Genomic DNA, 25,493 nt, shown 5'->3' with positions numbered 1-25,493 from the left:
CGATACGAGGGACTTTGGTCCCTGCCGCCGGCCCGGCCGGGCGCGGGATGGTGATCCCATGTCCGCTGTTACCGCTGTGCCGGGGGTGCCCCGGTGACCGATTCCGGCGCGGGCGGCCGCCGCGCGCGGGCCGCCACTCTGGAGCCGCCGTTCGCGTCCGCCGCCGACGTGTGCGCGGTCGTGGGCGCCGCCGCCGCCGCGCCGTCCGTGCACAACACCCAGCCGTGGCGCTTCCACCGCGCCGACGACACCACCATGGAGCTGTACGCCGACCTCGACCGGCTGCTGACCGTCACCGACCCGATGGGGCGCGGGCTCGGCCTGAGCTGCGGGGCCGCGCTGTACAACCTCCGGCTCGCGGTGCGGGTGACCGGGCACGACGCCCGTGTCAGGATCCTGCCCGACCCGGCCCACCGGCCCGACCTGCTGGCCACCGTGCACGCCGTGCCCGGCGAGCCGCCCACGGCGGACGAGCAGCTGCTGCACGACATGATCCCGCACCGGCGCACCAACCGTTTCCCCTTCGACGACCGGCCGGTGCCGCGGGAGGTCGTCGTCGCCCTGGTGCACGCCGCGCACGCCGAGTCCGCGACGCTGGTGCCGGTCTCGGGGCGCACCGCGCGGCGGGTGCTGGAGCTGATCGCCATGGCGGACGACACGCTGGCGGACGATCCGGCGTACCGGGACGAGCTGGCCCGCTGGACCGGGCCGGACACGCGGGCCGACGGGGTGCCCGAGCACGCCGCGGGCCCCCGGCCCCGCGACGGCCGGCTGCCGATGCGCGACTTCGGCCGGCACGCCGGGACCGCGGAGTTCGAGCCGGAGCCGCAGCTCGCGGCCCTGTTCACGCGCGGCGACGGGCCGCGCGACTGGCTGCGCGCCGGGCAGGCGCTCCAGCGGGTGCTGCTCACGGCGACCGCGCGCGGGGTGGCGGCGTCACTGTTCAGCCAGCCGCTCGACCTGCGCCCGCCGCAGCACCGCGGCGACCGGACCGGCGGCCCGTTCGGGCACGTGCAGATGCTGATCAGGCTGGGCTACGGCCCGCCGGTCCCGCGCGTGCCCCGGCGTCCCGTGGCGGAGGTCCTGGACGGCCGGGAGGCACGCGGTGCCTGACCAGCGGCTGTTTCCCGGGCTGCCTGCGCTGATCCAGGGCGGCATGGGGGTCGGCGTGTCCGGATGGCGGCTGGCCCGCGCCGTGGCCGCGACCGGGCAGCTCGGCGTGGTGTCCGGCACCGCGCTGGACGTCACCCTCGCCCGCCGGCTGCAACGCGGCGACCCCGGCGGCCACCTGCGCCGCGCCCTCGCCTGCTTCCCGGTGCCCGAGGTCGCCGAGCGCGTGCTCGCCCGCTACTTCGTGCCGGGCGGCACGGGCGAAGGGGTGCCGTACCGGCCGGTGCCTCGGCTCGGCCTGCGCGGCAACAGGGCGCGGGACGAGCTCGCCGTGGTGGCCAACTTCGCCGAGGTGTTCCTGGCCAAGGAGGGCCACGACGGGCCCGTGGGCGTGAACTACCTGGAGAAGATCCAGCTCGCCACCCCTGCCGCCGCCTACGGCGCGCTGCTGGCCGGGGTGGACTACGTGCTGGTGGGCGCGGGCATCCCGGCCGAGATCCCGCGCCTGCTCGACGACCTGGCCGAGCACCGCCCGGCACGGATCTCCGTCGCCGTGGCCGGCGAGGGCGGCGGGCACACCGTCGGGCTCGACCCGGTCGCGCTGCTCGGCCGGCGGCTGACGCCGCTCGCCCGGCCCCGGCTGCTGGCGATCGTGTCGTCGCACGTGCTGGCCGCGTACCTGGCCCGCTCCCCCGCGACCCGGCCGGACGGGTTCGTCATCGAGACGCCGGTGGCCGGCGGCCACAGCGCGCCGCCGCGCGGCCGGATGACGCTCGACGAGGCCGGCGAGCCCGTGTACGGCCCGCGCGACGCGCCCGACCTGGCCAAGGTGGCCGCGCTGGGCCTGCCGTTCTGGCTGGCCGGCGGCTACGGCACGCCCGGCGGCCTGGAGCGGGCCTGGGCGGCGGGCGCGGCCGGCGTCCAGGTCGGCTCGGCGTTCGCGCTGTGCCGGGAGTCGGGCCTCGACCCGCGGCTGCGGCGCAGGCTGCGCGAGCGGGCCGCGGCCGGCACGCTCCAGGTGCGCAACGACCCGCTGGCCTCGCCCACCGGCTTCCCGTTCAAGGTGGCCGAGGTGCCGGGCACGCTGTCGGACCCCGAGGTGTACGACTCCCGTCCCCGGCTGTGCGACCTCGGCTATCTGCGCACGCCGTACGAGCGGGCGGACGGCTCGCTCGGCTACCGCTGCCCCGCCGAGCCGGTGGACGTCTACGTCCGCAAGGGCCGGCCCGCCGAGGAGGCGGAGGGGCGGCGCTGCCTGTGCAACGGGCTGCTGGCCGCCATCGGGCTCGGCCAGCACCGCGCGGACGGCTACGCCGAGCCCGCGCTGCTCACCCTCGGCCAGGACGCGGGGTTCCTCGACGGCCTGCCCGAGGAGCACTCGGCCGCCGACGTGGTGGCCCACATCCTGCTCCAGGCCCACGAGTAGGCGCGCCCGGCGGGGCCGCTCACGTCCCGGATCCGGCCGCGTGCTCCGTGGCGATCGGCGTGATGCGGTCCCACGTGGACAGCGGCAGCATGATCACGGAGGCGGGGAACAGCCCGTGCTCCTCGTGGTCGATGTGCTGCACCAGCAGGTCCAGCGCGGCCGACACGGCGGCCCAGTCGGGCGCGGCCCGGTCCACGGCGGCGAGCACGCCGTGGATGGCCCCGTGCTCGGCGCACAGGCGCTCCACCTCGGCGGCCAGCGTGCCCTCGGCGCGCAGCTCGGCGAACAGGCCGTCCTCCTCGGTGGCGGTGTGCGGGAGCAGCCGGGCGAGCAGTTCGTCCAGGAGGGCGACGGCCTCGGCCTGCCGTCCGGCGCGGACGGCCCTCCGCAGCTCGCCGGCGCATTCCTGGATGTCCCAGTGCTCCTGGGACAGACGGCCGATGAGCGGGAACTCCCGGCAGCCGCAGTAGTTGCACATGTCCTGTCCTTCCTGCGACGACGACGTCACCTCTCCGTGCTTCGAGCCTGCCGGACCGGCGACCGGCCCGGACAGGGCCGAAGGTCCCCTGCCCGAGGCCGTACGTCCTAAGTCCCGACCGCCTGCAAGCCCGCTCAGCAGGGCGAACGCCCTGGACCAAAGCTCCGCGCCGGGGGACTTCCGGCCCTGGGGACGGGGCGGCCCGGTGCGGTCCCATGGCGGGGGAGGAAGGAGCGGATCATGATGCGGATCAGCGTGCGGGACGTGATGACCACCCGGGTGGCCGCGGCCGAGGCGGGGACGCCGTTAAAGGACCTCGCCGCGCTGCTGGTGAGCCGCGGGGTGAGCGCCCTGCCGGTGCTGGACGGGCAGCGGCGGGTGATCGGCGTCGTCTCCGAGGCGGACCTGCTGCGCAAGGAGGAGTTCCGGGAGCAGTACCGGGGAGAGGGCTACCGGCCGCGGCTGCGGGCCCGGCTGCGCCGGCTGCTGGCCGGGCGCGGCGAGGACGGGCGGCGCAAGGCGGCGGGCGCGACGGCGGCCGAGCTGATGTCGTCGCCGCCGGTCACGGTCGCGCCGGAGACCTCCACGGTGACGGCCGCGCAGCTCATGGACGCGCGCGGGGTCAGGCGGCTGGTGGTGGTGGACGAGGAGGGGCGGCTGCTGGGCGTGGTGGGCCGGCGGGACCTGCTGAAGGCGTACACGCGGGACGACGCCGAGCTCAAGCGCTGGGTCGAGGACGCCATCCCCGAGCGGTGGACCGACCGGCGCGGCATCACGGTCGAGGTGCGGGACGGCATCGTGACGCTGTCCGGCCGCACCGCGACCCGCACCGAGGCGACGGCCGCCGTGCACCTCGCCAAGGGGCTCGGCGGGGTCGTGGACGTCCGTCCGGCCCTCGCCTGGCGGCGGGAGGGACGCGGGAGCCCGTCCGCCCGTTCATCCGTTTAAGGTTCAAGCTGTGATCGCATGCGGGAACGGGACGGCGGAGTGAGCACGACGGTCGGAGCCGGGCGGAAGACGCGGACGGAGCGGGCGGAACGGCCGAAGCGGCGGCGGCGCAGACGGTGGATGTCCTGGACTTTCGTCACGCTGCTCGCCTTCTGGGCCCTGATCAGGGCCGGCGGACTGGAGATGGGGTCGTTCCTGACCCAGTTGATGACCGTGACGCCCTACGGCGCGGCGCTCGCGGCGCTGACCGCGCTGCTGCTGGCCCGCCGCAACCGCCCCGCGGCGCTGGTCGCGGCCACGGCCTGCGTGGTGCTGGCCGCCTGCGTCGCGCCGCGGCTGACCGCCGAGGAGCAGCCGGCCGCGTCAGGGCCGGTGCTGCGGGTGCTGACGGTCAACCTGTTCGGCAGGGCCGACGCCGCGGCCGTGGTCGACCTGGTGCGCCGCGAGGCCGTGGACGTCTTCACGGCGCTGGAGCTGAGCCCGGAGCAGGCCGAGCGGCTGGACGCGGCCGGGCTGTCGCAGCTGCTGCCGTACCGGGTGCTGCAGGAGGCGCCGGGCCCGATCGGCAGCGGCATCTACGCGCGGCGGCCGCTGAAGGAGCTGCCCGACCTGTTCAGGCCGATCGGCCACAACATGCCGGCCGCCGCGCTGACCCTGCCGGGCGGGGCCGCGGTCGAGGTCGTCGCCGTGCATCCCGACCCGCCGCTCGGGCGCAAGGAGCCGGGGTGGAACGCCGCGCTGGACGCGCTTCCGCCGCCCGCCACGACGGGCGCCATGCGGGTGCTGGCGGGCGACTTCAACGCGAGCATCGACCATCGGGCCTTCCGCGAGCTGCTGGAGCGCGGCTACGTCGACGCCGCCGCGCAGGTGGGCAAGGGCCTGGTGCCGACCTGGCCGAACCACCGGCCGGTGCCGCCGATCATCGCCATCGACCACGTGCTCGCCGACGAGCGGATGGCGGTGCGCCGGGTCGAGGTCGTGGACGTGCCCGGCACCGACCACCGCGGCGTGCTCGCCGAGCTCCGGCTGCCGTGATGTCACCTTCCGGCTAGTTCGAAAATCCGTTCGAGGATGGCATCGTCCCTCGGGGGCTCAACCGACCGAGGGGACACATCCATGCACTTACGAACCATCCGCCCTGCCGCCGCGCTGCTGGTCACGCTGCTCACGCTCACCCTCACCGCCGTCCCGGCGCGGGCGGGCGGGCCGACCCTGGTGGTGCGGTGGAACCAGGCGCTGCTGTCGGCCGTGCGCGGCGGCACGCTCGGGCCGCCCATGGTGTCGCGGGCGCTGGCCATCGCTCACACCTGCGCGTACGACGCGTGGGCGGCCTACGACGCGGTGGCCGTCGGCACCCGGCTCGGCGGCACGCTGCGCCGGCCGCCCGCCGAGCGCACCGAGGCGAACAAGGCCGAGGCCATCAGCTACGCCGTCCACCTGGCGGCCACCGACCTCTATCCGGGGCACCGCGCGACGTTCGACGCCCTGATGGCCGAGCTCGGTCAGGACCCGGCCGCCCCGGACAGCCAGGCGGCGCAGACCGGCCTGGCCGCCTGCCAGGCCGTGCTCGACCACCGCCACGCCGACGGCTCCAACCAGCTCGGCGGGTACGCCGACACCACCGGCTACGTGCCGGTCAACGCCCCCGTGGTCGTCGCCGAGCCGCTCACCACGCTCGCGCAGCCGGGCCGGTGGGCGCCGCTCACCTACCGCAACGCGGCGGGCGCGCTGGTCACGCCGCCGTTCCTGGTCCCGCACTGGGGGCGGGTGGCCTCCTTCAGCGGGTCGGCGCGGGCGCTGGCCGACGCCGTTCCCGCGCCGGCGCCGTACGGGTCGGCCGGCTGGCGGGCGCAGGCGGCCGAGATCGTGGCGACGACGGCCGCCCTCGACGACCGGAGCAAGTCGATCGCCGACTACTGGTCCGACGGGCCCGCCAGCGAGACGCCGCCCGGTCACTGGTGCCTGTTCGCGCAGCAGGTCTCGGCGCGCGACCGGCACGGGCTCGACCAGGACGTGAAGCTGTTCTTCGCGCTGGCCAACGCCGGCATGGACGCCGGGATCGCCGCCTGGGAGGTCAAGCGCGACCACGACAGCGGGCGGCCGATCACCGCGATCCGCGACCAGTACCGCGGGCAGCGGATCCCGACGTGGGGCGGGCGGACCGTGGACGGGGCGCTGTGGGTGCCCTACCAGCCGGCGACGTTCCCGACGCCGCCGTTCGGCGAGTACGTCTCGGGCCACAGCACGTTCAGCGCGGCGGCGGCCGAGGTGCTGCGGCGCTTCACCGGCAGCGACGTCTTCGGCGGTCAGGCCGTCGTCGCGGCCGGGTCGTCGAAGGTGGAGCCCGGGGTGACGCCGGCGCAGGACGTGACGCTGCGGTGGCGCACCTACAGTGAGGCCGCCGAGCAGGCGGGGCTCTCGCGCCGCTACGGCGGCATCCACTTCAGGGCGGGCGACCAGGAGGGCCGGGCGCTCGGCCGCGCGGTCGGCGACGCGGCGTGGAAGCGCGCGGCCGCGTACTGGACGGGCCGCGGCTGACCGGCCACATGGACGGCGCCCGCCCCCCGCGGTGGGGGCGGGCGCCTGGGGAAGACCGGGAGAGTGGCTGGTCAGGCCACGTTCTCCGCGGCCAGGCGCTCCAGCGTCCCGAGATCGAACGCGCCCGACTTGACCGCCGTGGTGAACGCCTCCCAGTCCCGCCGGGGCACCTCGAACACCAGCTCGGGGTGGTCGGCGTGGACGAGCTCCACGTGGTCGTTGATCCGCTTGGCCGCGACGCGGCCGGCGTCCTGAGTCATGCCGCATTCCTTCCTTCGTGAGCACTGCGGAGGAATCCGCCCCGGCCGACCGTTCGCAGGCCGGCCGGGGCGGTGGCAGCAGCGTCGCATCCCCGTCCGGGATTCGGCCACCGCCGCCTCGCGCACTCAGGGTGACAAATTCACCACTCGGAGTTCGTTGTCTTCTTCTCCGGAGCAAGAAAGATGTCATCGCCGGGGCATGATCCCTGTCATCCCCAACCGGTGACATCGCCGACTTATCCGCACAACCCTCCCCCGCGCATGCTGAGGCCATGACTTCTCGCCGATTCCCCACGAGCGCCCCGCGCGCGGCCCTGGCCGCCGCGATGGGCGCGCTGCTCGCGGCAGGCACCCTGGCCGGACCGGCGCACGCGGCCGGCGGGCCGGACCGGCAGGCGCTCAAGCGGACGCTGGACGCGGTCCACGCCGCCGGCATGTACGGCATCTACTCGGAGGTCCGCGACGGCGGCCGGACATGGGAGGGCGCGTCCGGCGTGGCCGACGTCGCCACCGGCCGCCCCGTCCGGCCCGACATGGTGCACCGGATCGGCAGCATCACCAAGACGTTCGTGTCGGTCGCGATCCTGCAGCAGGTCGCGCGGGGCACGATCGAGCTGGACGCGCCGGTGGGCCGCTACCTGCCCGACCTCGTCCCCGGCGAGCGCGGCCGGCGGATCACGGTGCGGATGCTGCTGAACCACACCAGCCACATCGCCGACTACATCCTCCCGGCGTTCCCCTCGCTGCAGGAGGGCTCGGTCAAGAGCCTGGACGACAACCGCTTCCGCCGCGTCGCGCCCAGGGAACTGGTCAGGATGGGCCTGGCCGCCACGCCGACCGGGGAGCCGGGGGCGCTTCCCGGGTCGTACTCGAACACCAACTACGTGCTCGCCGGCCTGCTGCTGGAGAAGGTGACCGGCGGCGACGCCGCCGACCACATCACCCGGCACGTGATCAGGAAGGCGGGCCTGCGGCACACGTCGTTCCCGCGCTCGCCGCACATCCCGGGGCCGCACTCCGGCGCGTACGAGTCGTGGTACGGCTTCTTCGACCCGCCCCGCGACTTCAGCGTCTACGACATGTCGTGGGCGAGCACGGCCGGGGCGATCACCTCCACCATGGACGACCTCAACACGTTCTACCGGGCGCTGCTGCGCGGCGAACTGCTGCCTCCCGCGCAGCTCGCCGAGATGCGCACGACGGTGCCGGTGCTGGCGGCCGGCTACACCATGAACTACGGCCTCGGCATCTACGCGGCCGACCTGCCCTGCGGCCGGTTCTGGGGGCACGACGGCGGCGTGTTCGGCATGGCCACGCAGTCGCTGGCCAGCGAGGACGGCGAACGGCTGATCTCGTTCGGCGTCAACCGCACGAAGTACCAGCAGATCGACGAAGGCGGCATCGTGCTGCACGAGATCGACATCGCCCAGGCCAGGCACCTGCTGGTGGCGCTCTGCGGGTCGGACTTCGCCGGGGACGCCCCCACCGCGAGGACGGCCTCCGAGACGTCGTTCCTGCCGTTCCGCGCCGACCGGGGGATGCCGGTCCGGCCGTGACGCCGGGTGGCGGGTGTGTCGTGGGTCACCTCCGTCGTGTGGATTCCTGCACAGAAGATCTCCCGCTATCTCCGTAATGTCCGTGCTGCCGGACAGCACCCGGCAGCACCGACACGGGGAGGAACCCACAATGCGCAAGACCCTCGCCATGGCGACCATCGCCGGCTCGATGGCCCTGACCGGCCTCGCCGTCGCCCCCGCCGCCCAGGCGACCACCTCGACGACCGCGAGCGCCCACGCCACCACCTGGGGCAAGTTCTTCTCGAGCGACCACAAGGCCTACACCTTCGGCAAGACCTGGAAGCAGCACGGCAAGGTCTACACGAAGTGGTACGGGGTGGACAAGCGCGGCGGCAAGAAGGGCTGGGTCTGGTTCGAGTACTACAAGAACGGCTCCTGGCACCGCTTCAACCACTCCTTCGACGGCAAGGTGGCCGGCGCCTGGAACGGCCGGGGGATCAAGAAGATCTACACGTTCACCTGCTGGGCCGGCAAGTTCGACAACTGCGGCAAGAAGTACCGCATCTACTGACGGATCGATCAGAGGCCCGGCGTTCGCCGGGCCTCTGGCCGTTCGGCGTCAGTGCGTGAACGCCTGGAACTCGGCGGCCCGCACCTGCTCCCGCTGCGGGCCGGCCGTGGCGCAGTCCGTCGCGGAGGTCGGGTCGGCGTCCTGCTCCCCCGCGTACAGCGGGTTGCCGGTGCACTGGGTGCTGACCACGCGCAGCATCAGGTGCGTGGCCTTGGCCGGGCGCACGTCGAACGACTTGATCAGCAGGTCCGAGCCGCGCGGGCGCGGCAGCGCGGTGTCGAACGCGTCCTTGCTGGCGTGGATCCTGGTGAAGCCGGCCGGGTCGGCGCAGTTCGCGCTGCAGGCCAGCACCTCGAAGGCGCGCAGGGCGGAGAAGCGGTTCTGCCCGCCCGGGTCGGCCGGGTCGGTCACCGCGGGCCGGAGCATGGCGCTCACCTGGACCCGGCGGACCGTGACGGGCGCGTCGCCCGCGAGGTCCACGATCATCGACTTGCCGGCCGGCGCGCCGGAGAGCGAGGCCCAGTTCGTGGCCTCGGTTTCGTCGATGAGCTTGGCCTGGTTGACGCCGTCGCCGCTCGCCGTCGCGCCGCTCGCCGCCGCGGCGAGGTTGCGGGTCAGCGGCAGGGCCAGCGGCAGCGTCACGCCCGGCAGCACCGCGAACGTCAGCCGCCGGTGCCCGAACCCGGCGCCTGCCACCACGAAGTCGTAGACGCCCGGCGTCATCTCCACGGTGTCGCCGAGCGGCGTGGCCGGGTCGGTGTCGGCGACCGGGACCGCGCGGGCCTCGTAGTCGCCGACGTAGAGGCGCAGCGCCGCGTCCTTCGCCTCGCCGAGCGGCTTCAGCCGCAGCGAGCCGTTCTTACCCGCCGGGTTGACGAAGCTCGGCGTCGCCTCGCCGTCGTTCGGGCCGGTGCTCGCCGCGTCACGGCCCAGGCCGTGCTCGGCGAACGCGCGCCACATGATGTCCTGGTTCGCGCCGCCGAAGCGGATCGCGTCGGCGGCGAGCAGGGCGTCGCGGTGGTCGACGTACGTGACCGCGCCCGAGGCCATGAGCAGCAGCGCGTCGAAGGAGAGCTGCGCCCAGCGGCGGTTGCCGGGGCAGCGCTCGACCGGCGTGCGGCCGTCGGCGCAGGAGCGCTGGAGCCTGTCCGTGCCGGAGCCGTAGCGCTTGACGAAGGCCGCGCGCACGTCGAACTGGGTGGCCGTCCAGATCTCGCCGTCGGCGTGGACCTGCTGGCCCACCAGGTCGTAGTTGAGGTCGCTGTAGTTGAGCGGCGACTTCGACATGTCGTAGTTGCGGATGCCGCGCTGCTTGTCGCCGGTGACGTAGCCGCCGATCACGTACGGGGTCGCGCCCGCCGGGCGGAAGCCGTACTCGTAGAGGTACTCCATGGAGAACAGGTCGGAGGTGCTCTCGTTCATGGCGCCCGCCTGGGCCCCGCTCCAGCCGGCGTTCGGGCCGCCGATCATGCGGCCGGAGATGGCGTGCGAGTACTCGTGGGCGATGACCGACATGTCGTAGTCGCCGTCCACGCAGGGCCCGTAGAAGGAGCCGGCGATCGGCTGCCACAGGTACATGTTCGTGATCGGCGCGGTGCCGTCCGGCCCGGTGATCTGGTTGGCGTTGTCGCGTACGGACGCCACCCGCGCCCCCGCCTGGGCGTTGCCCTGCTCGGGGTCGCCGCCGAGGCCGCCGCGCCCGCCGTTGTCGGCCTGCATGTTCCAGGCCGACTCGGTGAAGCCGAGCCGGTAGGACCAGTCGTGCATGCGGTTGTGCAGGGCGTTGAGGTTGGCGATGGCCGCCTCCAGGTCGGCCTCGCCGGGCTGGTCGAGCGCGGCCGGGTCGCACTTGGCGGTGTACCAGGCGTTGCGCCACGGGTGGACGTAGTTCCTGCTCGGGGTGAGCACGTTGGAGCGGGTGCCGACGGTGAACGCGTCGCCGCTGGCGCGGTTCTCGTAGGTGCGGGCCGCGTTGCCGAGGCTCGTGTTGGTCGGCTCGCCAGTGGCGTGGTCCACGTCCCATGCCCTGCCGGTCGCCGCGTCGCCGCCGGTGGCGAGGTCGCAGCCGGGGCCGGCGGTGTGGCACCAGGTCTGGCGGGTGTCGGCGGAGGAGTAGTCGCCGCGCGGGGTGGCCGGGAACACCCCCCACTTCGGGTTCTCGGGGTCGAAGTGGTCGACCAGGTTCTCGCGGGTGAGGACCGCGCCGCTGACCGCGTCCACGTGCGTCGTGTACGCCGCGGGCTCGCCGTCCGCGCCGCCGATCAGCACGACCTGGTAGGCCCGGTGCACGCCGTCCGGCGCGGGCACCGCCACCGCCGTGACCTTCTGGGTGACGGCCGTGGCGAGGTCGATCCCGCCGTCCCTGGCCGCGATCTCCAGCGCCTGCCGCTCGCCGATCGCGGCGGCCGGGGGCTCCTGCGTGGCACGTGACAGCGAGGAGGTGACGGACCGGACGGCGCCGTTCACCACGCCGACGGCGACCAGGCCGTCCACCCCCGCCGGCAGGCCGCCGAAGCGCTGCCGCAGCAGGACGGCGGCGCCGTCGCCGATGGGGTTGACCGCGACCTTCTCCAGCGCGTCCACGGCCGAGGCGGACAGGCCGAAGACGCTCTCGTTCGCCTTCAGGTAGGCGCGGGCGGCCTGCTCGGGATCGGCGCCGAGACCCTCGGCGAGGGGTTCGGCGCTGACGACGGCGGCCGGGGTGCCGAGCTTGTTCCAGCGGATCTCGGCGGCGGGGCCGGCCCTGCGGGCGGTCGCGCCGGGCGGCGGCTCGACCCGGCCCTGACGGTTGTCCACGTCGGGCTTGGCGTGCTGCTCGGCCTGGAAGTCGTGGACGGGGGCCTGCCCGCCGGGTTCGCCCCGGGCCGGTCCCACGGGAGACAGTGCGGCCGCGACGAGCGCGGCGGCGAGGAGGGTGCTGCTGCGTAACCAGGACTTTGACGACACGTTGGTCCTCTCTGGCCGGCGGAGGGCGCGCGGATCACGCGCGCCCTCCGCCAGAGGTAACACCGTGTTGACTGCCTGACAAGATCCCGGTCCGGAGGGAAGGGGGCGGGCCTACGTCGCCGCGGGCAGGCGGACCTGCGGCGCGACGCGATCGGCCCAGGCGGACACCACGGCCTCCAGGTCCGGGAGCTGTGACTCCAGGAAGGCCAGGCCGGGCGTCGGCACGGTGGCGCCCAGCTCGACCAGCAGCGGGCGCAGGTGCACCTCGACCGCCAGCGCGTGCTTCGGGTCGCCCATGACCAGCAGCGGCAGCGCGGTCTTCCCGGCCAGCGCGGCCGGGGGCAGCCGGTCGAGGAACGCCTTCAGCAGCCCCGTGTAGGTGCCCTTGTAGGTGGGGCTCGCGACGACGAGCACGTCCGCCTCCGCCACCAGCCCCAGCGCCGCCTCCACCCCCGGGGAGGCGGCGGGGGCCAGCAGGTGGGGGCCGAGCGCCGACAGGTCGGCCAGCTCGTGCGGCAGGGACGCGCCGAGCCGGGCGGCGACCGCCTCGGCCGCCGCGACGGCCACGGCCTCGGTGCGCGAACCCGCCCTCGGGTTGCCGACGACGGTGAGAACGGTCATGGGTTCGCCTCCTGGCGTGCGGTGCTTGTCACAGTGGTGGTCATCCGGCGGCCACCAGGTCCTTGGCGTAGCGCGAGGCCGGGCGGGGCAGGCCGTAGTTCTCGCGGAGGGTCCGGCCCTCGTACGCGTGCCGGAACAGCCCCCGCGCCCGCAGCTCGGGCACCACGTGGTCGACGAAGTCGGACAGGCCGTGCGGCAGGATCGGCGGCATCACGTTGAAGCCGTCGGCCGCGCCGCCCTCGAACCACTCCTGGATCTGGTCGGCGATCTGCTCGGGCGTCCCGGCGACGACCCGGTGGCCGCGGCCCCCGGCCAGGCGGGCGAGGAGCCGCCGGACCGTGAGGCGCTCGCGCCTGGCCAGCTCGACGACGAGCTTGCGCCGGCTCTGCGCGCCCTCCGTCTCGACCGGCACGTCGGGCAGCTCCCGGTCCAGGTCGTCCTCGGTGAGCTCGATGCCGGTCATCTGGCCGAGCTGCGCCAGCCCGTACGCGGGGACGATCAGGTCCTCCAGCTCCTTCTCCAGCCGCAGCGCCTCCCGCTCGGTCGAGCCGATGATCGGCGAGATGCCCGGCAGCACCAGCACCTCCTCAGGACGCCGGCCACGGGCGGCGACCCGGCGCTTCAGGTCGGCGTAGAACTCCCGCCCCTCCTCAAGGGTCTGCTGGGCGGTGAAGACGGCCTCGGCGTAGCGGGCCGCGAAGTCCTTGCCGTCCTCCGACGACCCGGCCTGCACCAGCAGCGGATGGCCTTGGGGCGGGCGGGAGGCGTTGAGCGGGCCGCGGACGGCGAAGTGCGGGCCCTCGTGCTCGATGGCGTGGATCTTGCCGGTGTCGGCGTAGCGGCCGGCGACGCGGTCGCGGACGACGGCGTCGTCCTCCCAGCTGTCCCAGAGCTTGAGCACGACGTCCAGGAACTCCTCCGCGCGGGCGTAGCGGGCGGCGTGCGCGGGACGTTCGACGCCGAAGTTGCGGGCCTCGGCCTCGCCCGCGGAGGTGACGATGTTCCAGCCGGCCCGGCCGCCGCTGATGTGGTCGAGCGAGGCGAACTTGCGCGCCACGTGGAAGGGCTCGTTGTACGTCGTGGACACGGTCGCGATGAGCCCGACGTGGTCGGTGACGGCGGCCAGGGCGGCCAGCAGGGTGAGGGGTTCGAGGCCGCCGAGCGCGTTGTGCCCGACGTGCCCCTGCAGGGCGAGCCCGTCGGCGAGGAACACCGAGTCGAGCGTGCCGCGCTCGGCGATCCTGGCCAGCTCCTGGTAGTGCCGGACGTCGGTGAGGCGGGCCGGCTCGGTGCTCGGGTGCCGCCAGGCGGCCTCGTGATGGCCGACGCCCATGAGGAAGGCGTTGAGGTGGAGCTTTCTCGTCACGTGGTCCTCCAGGTGGAGAAGCGGCGCTCGGCGGCGACCAGGAGCAGGTTCAGCAGCAGGCCGAGGACGGAGATGGTGATGATCCCCGCGTACATGTCGGGGATGCGGAAGCTGGACTGGGTGTCGAGGATGAGGTAGCCGAGACCGGCCTTCGCGCCGACCATCTCGGCGAACAGCAGCACGAGGATGGAGGTCGCGCCGGCCAGCCGCACGCCGGTGAAGATCGCGGGCACGGCGGCGGGCAGGATCACCTTCTGGAACAGCCGGAACGGGCCGAGGCCCATGGATCTGGCGGACTTGACGAGCAGGGGCTCGACGGTCTTCACGCCGCTGATCGTGTTGAGCAGGATGGGCCACGAGCAGGCGTACAGCACGAAGGAGACCTTGGCGGGCTCGCCGATGCCGAGGATCAGCGTGAACACCGGCAGCAGCGCCACCGCCGAGGTGTTGCGGAACAGCTCCAGCAGGGGCGTCAGCAGGTCGGCGACCGGGCGGTACCAGCCGATGAGCAGCCCGAGCGGGATGGCGAGCACGACGGCCAGGCCGAAGCCGGCCAGGGAGCGGCCCAGCGACGCCCCCAGGTGCTCGGGGAGGCTGCCGGTGACGAGGAGGTCGTACCAGGCGGCGAGGTCGTCAGAGAGCGGGGGGACGAACACCGGGTCCACGACGCCGGTCCTCGGCAGGATCTCCCAGGCGGCGAGGAGGAGCAGCACGGCGACCGTGTTGACCCCGGCCCTGCGCAACCACGCGGGCAGCCACGCGCGCCGCCGGGTGGGCGGCGCGGCATCGTCCTGAGCGCCCTCGTCGGCGCTGTCGTCGGCCTCGTCGTCGGGGAGGTCGTACCAGTGAAGGTCGCCGGGCAGTGCGGCGCGGGTGTCAGCCATGGGTGATCGCCACCTCTCGCTCCTGCACCTGCGCTGCGGCGACCTCGTCGCGCAGCAGCGTCCAGATGTGGTGACGGTACTCGCCGAAGGCCGGGTCGGCGCGCAGGTCGCCCTCGCGCGAGTCGAACGCGACCTCCACGACCTCCTTGATCCGGCCGGGCCGCGAGGTCATGACGGCGACCCGCTGCCCCAGGTAGACGGCCTCGTCGATGCCGTGGGTGATGAAGATGACCGTCTTGCCGGTGTGCTGCCAGACGCGGACCAGCTCCTCCTGCAGCGACTCGCGGGTCTGCGCGTCGAGCGCGGCGAACGGCTCGTCCATGAGCAGCACGTCGGGGTCGAAGGCGAGGCTGCGGGCGATGGCGACGCGCTGGCGCATGCCGCCGGACAGCTCGTGCGGGTAGCGGTCCTCGAACCCGGCGAGGCCCACCAGCGCCAGGTGCTCGCGCGCCCGCGCCGCCCGCTCCCGCCTCGGCACGGCCTTGGCCTCCAGGCCGAACTCGACGTTCGCCTGCGCGGTCCGCCACGGGAAGAGGGCGTACTGCTGGAAGACCACGCCCCGGTCGAGGCCGGGTCCGGTGACGGGGTCGCCGTCGATCAGGATCTGCCCGGACGTCGGCGGGGTGAGCCCCGCGACCAGGTCGAGCAGGGTGGACTTGCCGCAGCCGCTCGGCCCGACGAGCGCGAGGAACTCGCCCGCGCGCACGTCGAGGTCCACCCCGGACAGCGCGGTGAACGGCTCGGCGGCGTCCCTGACGTGGAAGGTCTTGGTGACGTTGCGGATGCCGATCTCGGTCATGAGGTGCTCCCGGCGGCGTAGGGGTTGAACGCGTTGGTGTAGAGGTCGTCCGGCTCGACCTGGCCGGGGCGCAGCTCGCCCTCGCGGATGAGCCAGTCGATCCAGGTGCCGAACTCCTTCGGGGCGATGACGCCGCCCTTGCCGGCGATGCCGGTGCTCTTCCAGAAGCGGACGGTCTCGGCGCTCTCGTTCCGGCCGCGCTTGGCGATGATCCGCTCGAACGTGCCGACGACCTCGGCCCGCGAGTGGGTCTGCGCCCAGGCGACGGCCTTGGCGAAGCCGGTCACGAACGTCCTGGTGGTGGTCGGGTTGTCGGCGATGAAGTCCTCGCGCAGCACGATCGAGCCGGCGGTGAACGGGCCGAACAGGTCCACGTCGGTGAACAGCGGCCGCAGGCCGCCGCGTTCGAGCGCCTTGTCCCTGAGCACGCCGCCGAGGGTGCCGGCGTCGAGCTGTCCCTGCCGGACGGCCTGCTCGGTGTTGACCGGCGGGATCACCACGAGCTGGACCTGCTTGATCTCGTCGGGGGTCAGGCCCTGGCGCTTGAGGTATTCCTTGATGACGGCCTCGTGGTGCGCGCCGAGCGTGTTGACGCCGATCTTTCTGCCGATGAGGTCGCGGGCGGTCCTGATCGGGCTGTCGTCCTTGACGTAGTAGCCGTTGAAGGTGTCCTGGTCGGAGCCGTAGTAGCCGACCACGGCCTTGATGGGGGCCCTGGCGGCCTTGAGCTTGACGATCGCGCCGTTGAACGCGCCGCCGAAGTCGGTCTGGCCGGTGGCGGCCGACTGGATGTCCTGGGGGCCGGAGGTGGTGTTGCCCACCCACTTGAGCTTGAGGTCGCCGAGGTAGCCGAGCTCCTCGGCCAGCTCGGCGTAGGTGACGGCGCCGGCGCTGCCCTGGTAGCGCAGCACCTTCACCTCCGACGTTCCGGTGGTCGCCTCGGCGCCGCCGCAGCCCGCCAGGACGGCGGGCAGCAACGCGGCCATGAGGGCATGTCTGGTCTTGATCACGGTGGGGTTCCTCGTCGGGGGGAGGGAGTGAGGGGTTCCTGGGTGCGTGATCAGCGACACTGCGCGCTGGCGACGTGGCCGTGGTCCACGTGCGGGCGCCGGGTCAGGTAGAGGCCCTGGCTCATGCGTACGAAGCTACGGCCCTCCTATCTGAAAGTCAACTTTCCCTACTGGACATGCATGAAATTAGGCTCGATCTCGTACGACACACTCGATCAGGGAGGCTCGATGATCTTCATTACCGCGAAGTTCCGCGTCAAGCCGGAGCACGCCGACCGCTGGCAGGAGATCACCGGGGAGTTCACCGAGGCGACCCGCGCCGAGCCCGGCTGCCTGTGGTTCGACTGGTCGCGCAGCCTCGACGACCCGGCCGAGTACGTCCTGGTCGAGGCGTTCCGCGACGACGCGGCCGGGGCGGCGCACGTGCAGTCGCCGCACTTCGAGCAGGCCCGGCGGGATCTGCCGCAGTACCTCGTGGAGACGCCGCGCATCGTCAACACCACGGTGCCGCAGGACGACTGGTCCGAGCTCGGCGAGATGGCCGTGAAGGACTGACCCGGCGTTACCTCCGCACGTCGCCGCAGGCGAACAGCCCGAACGGCCCCCGCCCGGCCCGCAGCGTGAACTCGCGCGGGTCCGGGTCGGGCGGGGTCGCCTGGCCGCCGGAGTCGGTATAAGTCAGGACAAGTTTTTTTCCGGGTTATTGACGAAAAAGAGGTGACCTCGGCACACTCTCCGTCATGTCACTCCCCCGTGGCCCCCTGTCCCAGCTCCGGCGCGGGCACGAAGAGCTCGTGCTCGGCCTGCTGCGCAAGCACGGCCCGCTGAGCCGGGGCGAGCTCGGCAAGCTGTGCCGGCTGTCGCGCACCACGCTGTACGACATCCTCGCCGAGCTCGTCGCCACCGGCGCCGTCGTGCCCGCCGGGCAGCAGGACGACGGCCCGCGCGGCCGGGGCCGGCCGGCCGAGACGCTGACGCTCAACCCCGGCGCCGGGCAGGCGATCGGCATCGACTTCGCCCGGCGGGCGCTGCACGTGGCGGCGGTCAACCTGGCGCACGAGATCGTCGGCGCGGCCAGCGAGCCGCACGACGCCGACCTGCCGTGGGAGCAGCGGGTGGACCTGGCCGAGCGGCTGATCGGCCGGCTCGGCGGCGGCGACCTGCGGCTCGGCGCGCTGAGCGCGATCGGCGCGGGCGTCGTCGGCCCCATCAGCGACCCGGACGGAGGCTCCGGCAGCGATCTCGGCAGCGGTCTCGGCAGCGGTCTCGACGGCGACACCGGCGGCGGCATCGACACCGGCTTCGGCGGCGGCATCGACGGCGGCATCGACGGCGGCCCTGACGACGCCGGGGAGCCGCTCCCCCACCGGGCGCAGGTGCTGCTGCGGGAGCGGTTCGGCGTGCCCGTGCTGCTCGACAACAACACCCGCCTGGCCGCGCTCGGCGAGGCCATCTGGGGTGCGGCCGCCGGCGGCAGGGACGTGCTCTACCTGCGCCTGTCCCACGGCGTCGGCGGCGGCCTGGTGATCGCCGGGTCGCTGCACCGCGGCGCGTACGGACTGTCCGGCGAGTTCGGCCACATCGTGGTCGATCCGGGCGGCCGGCCGTGCTCCTGCGGCGGCACCGGCTGCCTGGAGACCGTCGCCTCGGTCAGGGCCGTCCTCGACGCCTACCGCGAGCGCGGCGGCCAGGCCGACGACGTACGCGGCCTGATCGAGGCCGTCGAGCGGGCGGAGCCGGGCGCGCTCGCCCTGCTGGCGGAGGTCGGCGCGGACATCGGCGCGGTGCTCGCGGCCCTGTGCAACGCGGTCGGCCCCGGCGTCATCGTGATCGGCGGCGAGCTGGCCGAGACCGGCGCCGCGCTGCTGGAGCCGATCGGGCGCACGCTCGACGCCCGGATCATGCCGATCTCACGGCACCGGGTCAGCCTGCGCCGGGCCACGCTCGGCGAGGCCGCGGGCGCGCTCGGCGGCATCGCGCTGGTGCTGCACGAGTCGCCCCTGCTCTCCCGCTACCCGGCCGGCCCCGACCTCGCCGCCGGAGCTCCCCCGCCGTCCCCGCGGCACCACAACCTCGTGAAGGAGGGTTCATGACCCAGCTCACCACGCTGGGCAAGCCGGCGGCCCCGACGGCGCGGCGCGCCGCCGGGCGTCCCCGGCGCACGCTCGTGCTCAACCTGGTCGCGGTCGTCCTCGGCCTGCTCGTCTGGACGCTGCTGGCCACGATCGGCGTCCAGGGCCTGCCGACCCCGCTGGAGGTCGCGGCCAAGGCCGGCGAGCTGGTCGCGGACGGCACCCTGCTCCAGGACGCGCTCGCCAGCCTCCGCCGGGTGCTGCTCGGCTTCCTCATGGGCACGCTGCTCGCGATCCCGGTCGGCTTCCTCATGGGCTGGTACGCCACCGCGCGCGGCCTGCTGGAGCCGTACGTGCAGTTCTTCCGCACCATCCCGCCCCTGGCGATCATCCCGCTGGCCATCGTGCTGCTCGGCATCGGCGAGGTGCCGAAGGTCTTCGTGATCTTCCTGGCCGCGTTCCTGTCCAGCGTCGTCTCGACCTTCCAGGGCGTGGTGGACGTGGACAAGACGCTCATCAACGCCGCCCGCGTGCTGGGCGCGTCCGACCGGACGATCTTCCTGAAGGTCGTGGTCCCCGCGTCCACGCCGTTCATCCTGGTCGGGATGCGGGTCGGGCTCGGCTCGGCCTGGGGGACGCTGGTCGCCGCGGAGCTGATCGCGGCCCAGGAGGGGCTGGGCTACCGGATGCAGCAGGCCCAGCTCTACTACGACCTGTCCACGATCTTCGTGGGCCTCATCGCCATCGGCGTGCTCGGCCTGCTGATGGACCGCCTGCTGCTGCTCGCCGAGCGCCGCCTCACCGACTGGCAGGAGCGCCGATGAACGCCAAGATCTCCTTCAGGGACATCGTCAAGACCTATCCGATGAAGGACGACGTCTTCACCGCGCTCGACCACGTCTCCCTGGACATCGCCGACCGCGAGTTCGTCACGGTCGTCGGCCCGTCGGGGTGCGGCAAGAGCACGCTGATGAGCATGGCCGCCGGGCTGACCGAGCCCACCTCGGGCGAGGTGCTGGTGGACGGCGCGCCCGTCCCCGGCCCAGGACCGGACCGCGGGGTGATCTTCCAGCAGTACGCGCTGTTCCCGTGGCTGACCGTGCGCAAGAACGTCGAGTTCGGCCTCAAGCTCATGAACCTGCCGCCCGACGAGCGCAGGAGGCGGGCCGAGCACGCGATCGAGCTGGTCGGGCTGTCGGACTTCGCCGACGCGCTGCCGAAGACCCTGTCCGGTGGCATGAAGCAGCGCTGCGCCATCGCCCGCGCGTACGCGGTCGACCCGCAGGTGCTGCTCATGGACGAGCCGTTCGGCGCCCTCGACGCGCTCACCCGCGTCCAGCTCCAGGACCAGCTCCTCGACACCTGGAGCCGCGAGCGGCGCACGGTCATGTTCATCACGCACGACGTGGACGAGGCCGTCTACCTGGCCCGGCGGGTGATCGTCATGGCCGCCCGTCCCGGCCGCGTCCAGCAGATCGTCGAGGTGGACCTGCCGTACCCGAGGACCGAGGAGATGCGGCTGTCGCCGGAGTTCGCGCGCATCCGCAACGAGGTCTGGCACGGCGTCTACCACCAGCCCAAAGCAGCTTAAAACCCCCCTGGAAAGGATCAACACGACATGCGCTCTCTTCGCCGCGCCCTCACCACCGCCGCCGCGGTGAGCGTCCTCGCGCTCTCCGTCACCTCCTGCTCCGACGACGGCACCACCGTCCGCTTCGGCTACATCGGCGACTACAACGGCGCCAGCCTGCTCGCCGTCGCCCAGAAGCAGGGGCTCTGGGAGAAGCAGGGGCTCACCCCCGAGATCAAGGTCTTCACGAATGGACCGCTCCAGATCCAGGCGCTCGGCGCCGGCGACCTGGACTTCGGCTACATCGGCCCCGGCGCCATGTGGCTGCCCGCCTCCGGCAAGGCCAAGGTCGTCTCCATCAACACGCTCGGCTTCGCCGACCGGGTGATCGGCCGGCCCGGCGTCAAGAGCATGCAGGACCTCAAGGGCAAGAAGGTCGGCGTGCCCGAGGGCACCTCCGGCGACATGGTGCTCAACCTGGCCCTGCAGAAGGCCGGGATGACGGCCGCCGACATCCAGAAGGTGCCCATGGACGCGGCCACCGTGGTGTCGGCGTTCTCGGCCGGGCAGATCGACGGCGCCGGCCTCTGGTACCCGCTGATCGACACGATCAAGGAGAAGGTGCCGGACATGACGGAGATCGCCAGCACCCGCGAGTACCCCGACAACTCCTTCCCGAACGCCTTCGTCAGCGGCACCGACACCGACCAGGAGCTGACCACCAAGGTGATCAAGGTGCTGCAGGAGGCCAACGACTGGCGGGCCGCGCACCCCGAGGAGACCATCAACGAGACGGCCGCCCTGCTCAAGCTCGACCCGGCCAAGGTCAAGTCGGACGCGGCGAACGTCGAGGTCATGTCCACCGCCGACCTGGTCGCCAAGACCAAGGACGGCACGGTCGCCAAGTGGCTGAACAGCCTCGGCGACTTCTTCGTCGGCACCGGCCAGCTCAAGTCGCTGCCCGAACCGTCGTCGTACTACACCGGCGACCTCTACGAGAAGGCGTACGGCAAGTGAACCTGCTGTTCCTCATGACCGACCAGCACCGGGTGGACACGCTCGGCTGCTACGGCAACCCGCACGTGGCCACGCCCAACCTCGACCGGCTGGCCGCGACCGGCACCCGGTTCGACCGGTTCTACACGCCGACGGCCATCTGCACGCCGGCGCGGGCCAGCCTGCTCACCGGGCAGGCCCCGTTCCGGCACCGGCTGCTGGCCAACTACGAGCGCAACGTCGGCTACCTGGAGGACCTGCGCGACGACGCGTTCACCTTCCCGTCCGCGCTGAAGGAGCGCGGCTACCAGCTCGGGCTGATCGGCAAGTGGCACGGCGGCACCCACCGCAACGCCGCCTCCTACGGCTTCGACGGCCCCGACCTGCCCGGCTGGCACAACCCGGTGGACCATCCCGACTACCTCGCCTACCTGGAGGAGCGGGGGCTGCCGCCGTACAAGATCTCGGACCTGATCCGGGGGACGACGCCGAACGGCAACCCGGGCAACTTGCTGGCCGGGCGGCTGCACCAGCCGGTCGAGGCCACCTTCGAGCACTACCTGGCGACGCGGACGATCGAGCACCTCGACCGGTACGCCGCCGACGGCCGCCCGTTCTACCTGGCCGCGCACTTCTTCGGGCCGCACCTGCCGTACCTGCTGCCTGACGAGTACTTCGACATGTACGACCCTGAGCTGGTGGAGCTGCCGCCGTCGATCGCCGAGACCTTCGAGGGCAAACCGCCGGTGCAGCGCAACTACAGCGCCCACTGGGCGTTCGACACCCTGCCCATCGAGATCACCCGTAAGCTGATCGCGGTCTACTGGGGCTACGTGACGCTCATCGACCAGCAGCTCGGCCGCATCCTCGACCGCCTCGACGAGCTGGGGCTGAGCGACGACACCTCGGTCTTCTTCACCGCCGACCACGGCGAGTTCACCGGCGCCCACCGCCTGCACGACAAGGGCCCGGCCATGTACGAGGACATCTACCGCATCCCCGGCATCGTCCGCGTGCCCGGCGCGCCGCCGCAGGTCAGGAACGAGTTCGTCACCCTCACCGACTGCACGGCGACGATCCTGGAACTGGCCGGCTGCGACCCGGAGCCCGCCGTGGACAGCCGCAGCCTCCTCCCCCTGGTGCGCGGCGAGCATCCGGAGTGGCCGGGCGAACTGCTGGCCGAGTACCACGGCCACCACTTCCCCTACCCGCAGCGGATGATCCGCGACGACCGCTACAAGCTCGTCGTCAACCCCGAGTCCGTCAACGAGCTGTACGACCTGCACGCGGACCCGTACGAGCTGAGCAACCGCTACACCCACCCCGAGCTGGCCGGGGTCCGCCGCCGCCTCATGCGCAGGCTGTACGACCTGCTGCGCGAGCGCGGCGACAACTTCTACCACTGGATGACCCCGATGTACGACATCGGCGCCTCCGACTACGACCCCACGCTCAGCTCCTTCGAGAAGGAGGACGCCACCGGGTGATTCCCGTTGCGCATGGGACGGCGAAAGCCCTGCGACCCGCCGCCGAGTGTGTTTGACTCACGCGGTAATCACACCCTCTGGGAGGGTTTCACCATGGGGGAGTTCGTGGGGATCGACCCCAGCCGAGCACACGACCTCATCCGCCGCCTCGAAGCCGGCAGCCTGCTGCTGGGCGGCGTGCGTCCGCTGGTGGACGCGGCCGTGGCGGAGGCCGGCGACGACTGGGCCGGCCCCCGCCACGGCGCGACCGCGCTGCGGCGGGCGCAGGAGTTCCTGCACGACGCGCGGCGGGAGCTCAGGTGGCGCATCGACGCCGCCGAGCAGCTGGTGCCGGTGCGCGAGCGCGGCCTGCTCACGGCCGTGTTCCCGTTCGCCGGCGAGGCGGAGGCCACGCGGGCGGCCGCCGAGACGGCCACAGCCGTCCTCGCGGCCCTTGCCACCCGCCGCCCCGACGAGGTCGAGCGCGCGTTCACCACCGCCACCGGAACTCCCGGCGAGGCGGCCGGGGATCCGGCGTACGCGGCGGCGTTGCTGGACGCGCTCGGGCCTGATGGCCTGGTTCTCGTTCTGCGTGGCTGGTCGGAGGTAGAGGTGCCCGGCGAACGCGACGGTCTGCCGCCCGCCGCGCTCGCCCGGGCGGCCGCCGCCTCCCCCGGCCTGCTGGCGCGGGCCTTCGCCGCCGCCGAGCGCACCGGCAGGCTCGGCGAGGAGTGGCGCGAGCTGCCCGCGACCGCTCCGGCCGACGTGCTGACCACGCTGATCGCGCTGGCCCGCCCGTCGGGCGCGTTTCTCACCGTGGTCGCGGTCGAGCTGCTGAACCGCCGCCCGGACGCCGGTCCCGACTGGAACCTGCACCACCTCGCGCACGCCTACCGCTCCTTCCCGGAGGCGCTGCAGGAGCTGCTGGCCGAGCACCAGAAGGAGACCGGCGTCCTGCTGGACGCCTACGCCCTCGGCACCCACCCCGCCTACGAACGGGCGCTCGCCGCGGCGCTGCGGCACGCGCTGGAGCCGGGCGCGGGCGCGGACGGCCTGCGCGAGCGGGCCTGGTCCGGCCTGACCGGCGCCCTGGACGCCGGCCACCGCCTGTGGCAGGACCTGGAGACCTTTCGCGACGCCGGAGAGCGCGTTTGACATCCTCCCCCTCGTGAACGAGGGGGTTCCGACCGTCGCCGGCCGGTCTTCCTGCTTCACTGCCGGTCGCCCGCCGCGAGAGGAGGACTCCCGCTTGAGGTCTTACACCAGCTCCACAGGCGTTTCAGCTCTCCGCCAGCCCGGCGGCGAGCAACATGTTCTGAGCCGCGTTCACCTCACGGTCATGCACCGCGCCACACGTACAGGCCCACCCCCGGACGCTCAACGGCATCTCTTCCTGCAAGGCACCGCAGACCGAGCACAACTTGGAGGAGGGAAAGAAGCGGTCCACGACCGCCAGCGTGCGGCCGTACCAGTCCGTCTTGTACTCCAGCATGCGCCGCAGCTCCCACCACCCGGCGTCGGAGATGGCGCGGGCCAGCGCATGGTTCTTGAGCAGGTTGCGGACGGCCAGGTCCTCCACGGCGATCACTTGATTCTCGCGAACCAGCCGTGTGGTGACCTTGTGCAGGTAGTCCCGGCGCCGGTCGGCGATCCGGGCGTACACGCGTGCGACCTTCAGCCGGGCCTTGGCCCGGTTGTTCGACCCCTTCTCCTTGCGGGCCAGCGCCCGCTGCGCCTTGGCCAGCCTGCGACGCTCACGCCGCTCGTGACGCGGGTTGGCGATCTGCTCGCCGCCCGACAGCGTGAGCAGCGCGGTGAGGCCGGCGTCCACGCCCGTCGACTGCTCGACCGGCGGCAACGGCGCGATCTTCTCCTCAACGAGGAGGGACACGAACCAGCGTCCGGCCGCGTCCCGGGACACGGTGACCGTGGACGGCTCGGCCCCTTCGGGGAGGGGGCGCGACCACACGATGTTCAGCGGCGCGCTCATCTTGGCCAGGGTGAGCCGGCCGTCACGCCAGCGGAACGCCGAACGGGTGTATTCGGCCGACGCCCGCGACCGCTTACGGGACTTGAACGTCGGATATCCGGCCCGGCGGGCGAAGAAGTTCGCGAACGCCGCCTGCAGATGCCGCAGCGCCTGCTGCAACGGCACCGACGACACCTCGCACAGAAACGCCAGCTCCGGCGTCTTCTTCCACGCGGTCAGCGCGGCCGACGACTCACCATAGGAGACCCCCCGGCCTTCCAGCTTGTAGGCGCGGGTCCGCTCCTCCAGAGCCTTGTTGTAGACCAGGCGCACGCAGCCGAAGGTCCGCACAAGCTCTTCGGCCTGCTCAGGAGTCGGGTAGAAGCGGTACTTGTAGGCCCGCTTCACGAGCTGCGCCACCTTTCGATGGTATGTGCGAGATCACTCGCGCACCGGCCGATTCCAAAAGCGGACGGCGGTCCGCCTGACGGCACACCGCCTGCTCCTGCCCTGCTCCGCAGGAGTCCGATTCCTCCCCCGCCTGAAGGCTGGGGTCGCCTCGGAGGTATCTGATGACCACCAAGCACCAGCTCCTCCGGCAGGCCGCCGAGAAGGAGTCCCTGGCCTCCACCTTCACCCGCTACGCCCGCCGCCTGACCGGCGCGCTCGACGGCGTGCCGGCGCACCCGCAGGAGTGCGAGGCGTTCTGGACCGGCCCGGCCGCCGAACGGTTCGCCGAGCGGGCCGCGGGGCTGCGCCGCGAGCTGGCCGAGCTGGAGGACACCTGCCTGGCCACCGCCGAGAACCTGCGCCGCCGGGCCCGCCGGCTGCGCGAGGACGCCGCCGCGGCCGGCGACCGGCAGGGCGATTGGCAGGGCGACTGGCAGGGCGACTGGCAGGGCGCGCAATAATCCGCAACAATTTGCGCTCCCACGCAAAAGGCTGA

At 73.0% G+C, this 25,493-nt stretch carries 23 protein-coding genes and 1 pseudogene; 15 read left to right on the top strand and 9 right to left on the bottom strand.

Translation table 11 applies throughout. The features are described 5' to 3' along the window. Positions 1–93: 93 nt before the first annotated feature. Both AC27IY_RS02070 and AC27IY_RS02065 read left to right on the top strand, forming a co-directional pair. Complete coding sequence (locus tag AC27IY_RS02070) at positions 94–1,113, top strand: Acg family FMN-binding oxidoreductase (RefSeq protein WP_487176940.1); 1,020 nt, start codon at positions 94–96, stop codon at positions 1,111–1,113. Then, the gene (locus AC27IY_RS02065) at positions 1,106–2,536 is read left to right on the top strand and encodes a nitronate monooxygenase (protein ID WP_487176939.1); all 1,431 of its coding nucleotides are present in this window, start codon (positions 1,106–1,108) and stop codon (positions 2,534–2,536) included. Before AC27IY_RS02070 ends, AC27IY_RS02065 begins: the two co-directional genes overlap by 8 nt. Positions 2,537–2,555: 19 nt before the next feature. Here the strand turns inward: AC27IY_RS02065 and AC27IY_RS02060 are convergent, their stop codons facing one another. Next, on the bottom strand, positions 2,556–3,014 hold the full coding sequence (locus tag AC27IY_RS02060; protein WP_364451701.1) for a hemerythrin domain-containing protein: 459 nt from the start codon (positions 3,012–3,014) through the stop codon (positions 2,556–2,558). Positions 3,015–3,254: 240 nt separating this feature from the next. Here AC27IY_RS02060 and AC27IY_RS02055 point away from each other — a divergent pair, with 240 nt between their 5' ends. The 3 genes from AC27IY_RS02055 (at position 3,255) to AC27IY_RS02045 (ending at position 6,500) form a co-directional block, all read left to right on the top strand. Beyond that, positions 3,255–3,962, top strand: a complete 708-nt coding sequence (locus tag AC27IY_RS02055; protein WP_487176938.1) for a CBS domain-containing protein — start codon at positions 3,255–3,257, stop codon at positions 3,960–3,962. Between the two features lie 18 nt (positions 3,963–3,980). Next, positions 3,981–4,997 carry an endonuclease/exonuclease/phosphatase family protein gene (locus AC27IY_RS02050; protein WP_487176937.1) on the top strand — a complete coding sequence of 339 codons (1,017 nt, stop codon included), beginning with the start codon at positions 3,981–3,983 and terminating at the stop codon, positions 4,995–4,997. An 81-nt stretch (positions 4,998–5,078) separates the two neighbouring features. Then, positions 5,079–6,500 (top strand): vanadium-dependent haloperoxidase, encoded by a 1,422-nt coding sequence (locus tag AC27IY_RS02045; protein ID WP_487176936.1) that lies wholly within the window; start codon positions 5,079–5,081, stop codon positions 6,498–6,500. 71 nt (positions 6,501–6,571) lie between these two features. Here AC27IY_RS02045 and AC27IY_RS02040 read toward each other — a convergent pair whose 3' ends face one another. Next, positions 6,572–6,760, bottom strand: coding sequence for a hypothetical protein (locus AC27IY_RS02040; RefSeq protein ID WP_344204598.1), 189 nt, complete (start codon positions 6,758–6,760; stop codon positions 6,572–6,574). A 272-nt stretch (positions 6,761–7,032) separates the two neighbouring features. Between AC27IY_RS02040 and AC27IY_RS02035 the strand changes: the two genes are divergently transcribed. Continuing rightward, positions 7,033–8,316, top strand: coding sequence for a serine hydrolase domain-containing protein (locus tag AC27IY_RS02035; protein WP_487176935.1), 1,284 nt, complete (start codon positions 7,033–7,035; stop codon positions 8,314–8,316). 130 nt (positions 8,317–8,446) lie between these two features. Continuing rightward, positions 8,447–8,848, top strand: coding sequence for a hypothetical protein (locus AC27IY_RS02030; RefSeq protein WP_423473068.1), 402 nt, complete (start codon positions 8,447–8,449; stop codon positions 8,846–8,848). A gap of 48 nt (positions 8,849–8,896) precedes the next feature. Here AC27IY_RS02030 and AC27IY_RS02025 read toward each other — a convergent pair whose 3' ends face one another. The 6 genes from AC27IY_RS02025 to AC27IY_RS02000 form a co-directional block, all read right to left on the bottom strand. Continuing rightward, positions 8,897–11,794 (bottom strand): M36 family metallopeptidase, encoded by a 2,898-nt coding sequence (locus AC27IY_RS02025; protein ID WP_487176934.1) that lies wholly within the window; start codon positions 11,792–11,794, stop codon positions 8,897–8,899. Positions 11,795–11,905: 111 nt separating this feature from the next. Continuing rightward, positions 11,906–12,415, bottom strand: a complete 510-nt coding sequence (locus tag AC27IY_RS02020) for an NADPH-dependent FMN reductase (protein WP_329582285.1) — start codon at positions 12,413–12,415, stop codon at positions 11,906–11,908. A 40-nt stretch (positions 12,416–12,455) separates the two neighbouring features. After that, the gene (locus tag AC27IY_RS02015) at positions 12,456–13,781 is read right to left on the bottom strand and encodes an LLM class flavin-dependent oxidoreductase (RefSeq protein ID WP_423473074.1); all 1,326 of its coding nucleotides are present in this window, start codon (positions 13,779–13,781) and stop codon (positions 12,456–12,458) included. Next, on the bottom strand, positions 13,778–14,665 hold the full coding sequence (locus tag AC27IY_RS02010; RefSeq protein ID WP_487176933.1) for an ABC transporter permease: 888 nt from the start codon (positions 14,663–14,665) through the stop codon (positions 13,778–13,780). The genes AC27IY_RS02015 and AC27IY_RS02010 overlap by 4 nt, the downstream gene beginning before the upstream one ends. Then, complete coding sequence (locus AC27IY_RS02005; protein ID WP_487176932.1) at positions 14,658–15,464, bottom strand: ABC transporter ATP-binding protein; 807 nt, start codon at positions 15,462–15,464, stop codon at positions 14,658–14,660. Before AC27IY_RS02005 ends, AC27IY_RS02010 begins: the two co-directional genes overlap by 8 nt. Then, positions 15,461–16,474: an ABC transporter substrate-binding protein gene (locus AC27IY_RS02000; RefSeq protein ID WP_487176931.1), complete on the bottom strand. Its 1,014-nt coding sequence runs from the start codon at positions 16,472–16,474 to the stop codon at positions 15,461–15,463. Before AC27IY_RS02000 ends, AC27IY_RS02005 begins: the two co-directional genes overlap by 4 nt. Positions 16,475–16,702: 228 nt before the next feature. On the opposite strand from AC27IY_RS02000, the gene AC27IY_RS01995 reads away from it, so the two are divergent. From AC27IY_RS01995 to AC27IY_RS01965, 7 genes are all read left to right on the top strand, one after another. Then, complete coding sequence (locus AC27IY_RS01995; RefSeq protein ID WP_423445039.1) at positions 16,703–17,029, top strand: putative quinol monooxygenase; 327 nt, start codon at positions 16,703–16,705, stop codon at positions 17,027–17,029. Positions 17,030–17,214: 185 nt separating this feature from the next. Then, positions 17,215–18,567 carry an ROK family protein gene (locus tag AC27IY_RS01990; protein WP_487176930.1) on the top strand — a complete coding sequence of 451 codons (1,353 nt, stop codon included), beginning with the start codon at positions 17,215–17,217 and terminating at the stop codon, positions 18,565–18,567. Then, on the top strand, positions 18,564–19,370 hold the full coding sequence (locus AC27IY_RS01985; protein WP_364451645.1) for an ABC transporter permease: 807 nt from the start codon (positions 18,564–18,566) through the stop codon (positions 19,368–19,370). The genes AC27IY_RS01990 and AC27IY_RS01985 overlap by 4 nt, the downstream gene beginning before the upstream one ends. Further along, positions 19,367–20,137, top strand: a complete 771-nt coding sequence (locus AC27IY_RS01980) for an ABC transporter ATP-binding protein (protein WP_449943567.1) — start codon at positions 19,367–19,369, stop codon at positions 20,135–20,137. Before AC27IY_RS01985 ends, AC27IY_RS01980 begins: the two co-directional genes overlap by 4 nt. Positions 20,138–20,164: 27 nt before the next feature. Continuing rightward, positions 20,165–21,133 carry an aliphatic sulfonate ABC transporter substrate-binding protein gene (locus tag AC27IY_RS01975; protein ID WP_344204614.1) on the top strand — a complete coding sequence of 323 codons (969 nt, stop codon included), beginning with the start codon at positions 20,165–20,167 and terminating at the stop codon, positions 21,131–21,133. Then, positions 21,130–22,599, top strand: a complete 1,470-nt coding sequence (locus tag AC27IY_RS01970) for a sulfatase family protein (RefSeq protein ID WP_423473085.1) — start codon at positions 21,130–21,132, stop codon at positions 22,597–22,599. Before AC27IY_RS01975 ends, AC27IY_RS01970 begins: the two co-directional genes overlap by 4 nt. A gap of 93 nt (positions 22,600–22,692) precedes the next feature. Then, the gene (locus tag AC27IY_RS01965) at positions 22,693–23,733 is read left to right on the top strand and encodes a hypothetical protein (RefSeq protein WP_487176989.1); all 1,041 of its coding nucleotides are present in this window, start codon (positions 22,693–22,695) and stop codon (positions 23,731–23,733) included. Positions 23,734–23,766: 33 nt separating this feature from the next. Here AC27IY_RS01965 and AC27IY_RS01960 read toward each other — a convergent pair. Then, a pseudogene (locus AC27IY_RS01960) lies at positions 23,767–24,967 on the bottom strand (RNA-guided endonuclease InsQ/TnpB family protein); the annotation flags it as partial. A gap of 152 nt (positions 24,968–25,119) precedes the next feature. Here AC27IY_RS01960 and AC27IY_RS01955 point away from each other — a divergent pair. Beyond that, the gene (locus AC27IY_RS01955; RefSeq protein WP_487176929.1) at positions 25,120–25,458 is read left to right on the top strand and encodes a WXG100 family type VII secretion target; all 339 of its coding nucleotides are present in this window, start codon (positions 25,120–25,122) and stop codon (positions 25,456–25,458) included. Positions 25,459–25,493 lie beyond the last annotated feature (35 nt).

It is taken from the genome of Nonomuraea sp. B208 (assembly GCF_057536035.1).
This window is presented reverse-complemented; position numbering and strand designations above follow the sequence as displayed.

Bases quoted from the DNA above. Each gene is read 5' to 3' on its own strand.
- AC27IY_RS02060 (WP_364451701.1), bottom strand. From the start codon at position 3,014: ATGTGCAACTACTGCGGCTGCCGGGAGTTCCCGCTCATCGGCCGTCTG.
- AC27IY_RS02055 (WP_487176938.1), top strand. From the start codon at position 3,255: ATGATGCGGATCAGCGTGCGGGACGTGATGACCACCCGGGTGGCCGCG.
- AC27IY_RS02050 (WP_487176937.1), top strand. From the start codon at position 3,981: ATGCGGGAACGGGACGGCGGAGTGAGCACGACGGTCGGAGCCGGGCGG.
- AC27IY_RS02045 (WP_487176936.1), top strand. From the start codon at position 5,079: ATGCACTTACGAACCATCCGCCCTGCCGCCGCGCTGCTGGTCACGCTG.
- AC27IY_RS02040 (WP_344204598.1), bottom strand. From the start codon at position 6,760: ATGACTCAGGACGCCGGCCGCGTCGCGGCCAAGCGGATCAACGACCAC.
- AC27IY_RS02035 (WP_487176935.1), top strand. From the start codon at position 7,033: ATGACTTCTCGCCGATTCCCCACGAGCGCCCCGCGCGCGGCCCTGGCC.
- AC27IY_RS02030 (WP_423473068.1), top strand. From the start codon at position 8,447: ATGCGCAAGACCCTCGCCATGGCGACCATCGCCGGCTCGATGGCCCTG.
- AC27IY_RS02020 (WP_329582285.1), bottom strand. From the start codon at position 12,415: ATGACCGTTCTCACCGTCGTCGGCAACCCGAGGGCGGGTTCGCGCACC.
- AC27IY_RS02010 (WP_487176933.1), bottom strand. From the start codon at position 14,665: ATGGCTGACACCCGCGCCGCACTGCCCGGCGACCTTCACTGGTACGAC.
- AC27IY_RS02005 (WP_487176932.1), bottom strand. From the start codon at position 15,464: ATGACCGAGATCGGCATCCGCAACGTCACCAAGACCTTCCACGTCAGG.
- AC27IY_RS01995 (WP_423445039.1), top strand. From the start codon at position 16,703: ATGATCTTCATTACCGCGAAGTTCCGCGTCAAGCCGGAGCACGCCGAC.
- AC27IY_RS01990 (WP_487176930.1), top strand. From the start codon at position 17,215: ATGTCACTCCCCCGTGGCCCCCTGTCCCAGCTCCGGCGCGGGCACGAA.
- AC27IY_RS01985 (WP_364451645.1), top strand. From the start codon at position 18,564: ATGACCCAGCTCACCACGCTGGGCAAGCCGGCGGCCCCGACGGCGCGG.
- AC27IY_RS01980 (WP_449943567.1), top strand. From the start codon at position 19,367: ATGAACGCCAAGATCTCCTTCAGGGACATCGTCAAGACCTATCCGATG.
- AC27IY_RS01975 (WP_344204614.1), top strand. From the start codon at position 20,165: ATGCGCTCTCTTCGCCGCGCCCTCACCACCGCCGCCGCGGTGAGCGTC.
- AC27IY_RS01965 (WP_487176989.1), top strand. From the start codon at position 22,693: ATGGGGGAGTTCGTGGGGATCGACCCCAGCCGAGCACACGACCTCATC.
- AC27IY_RS01955 (WP_487176929.1), top strand. From the start codon at position 25,120: ATGACCACCAAGCACCAGCTCCTCCGGCAGGCCGCCGAGAAGGAGTCC.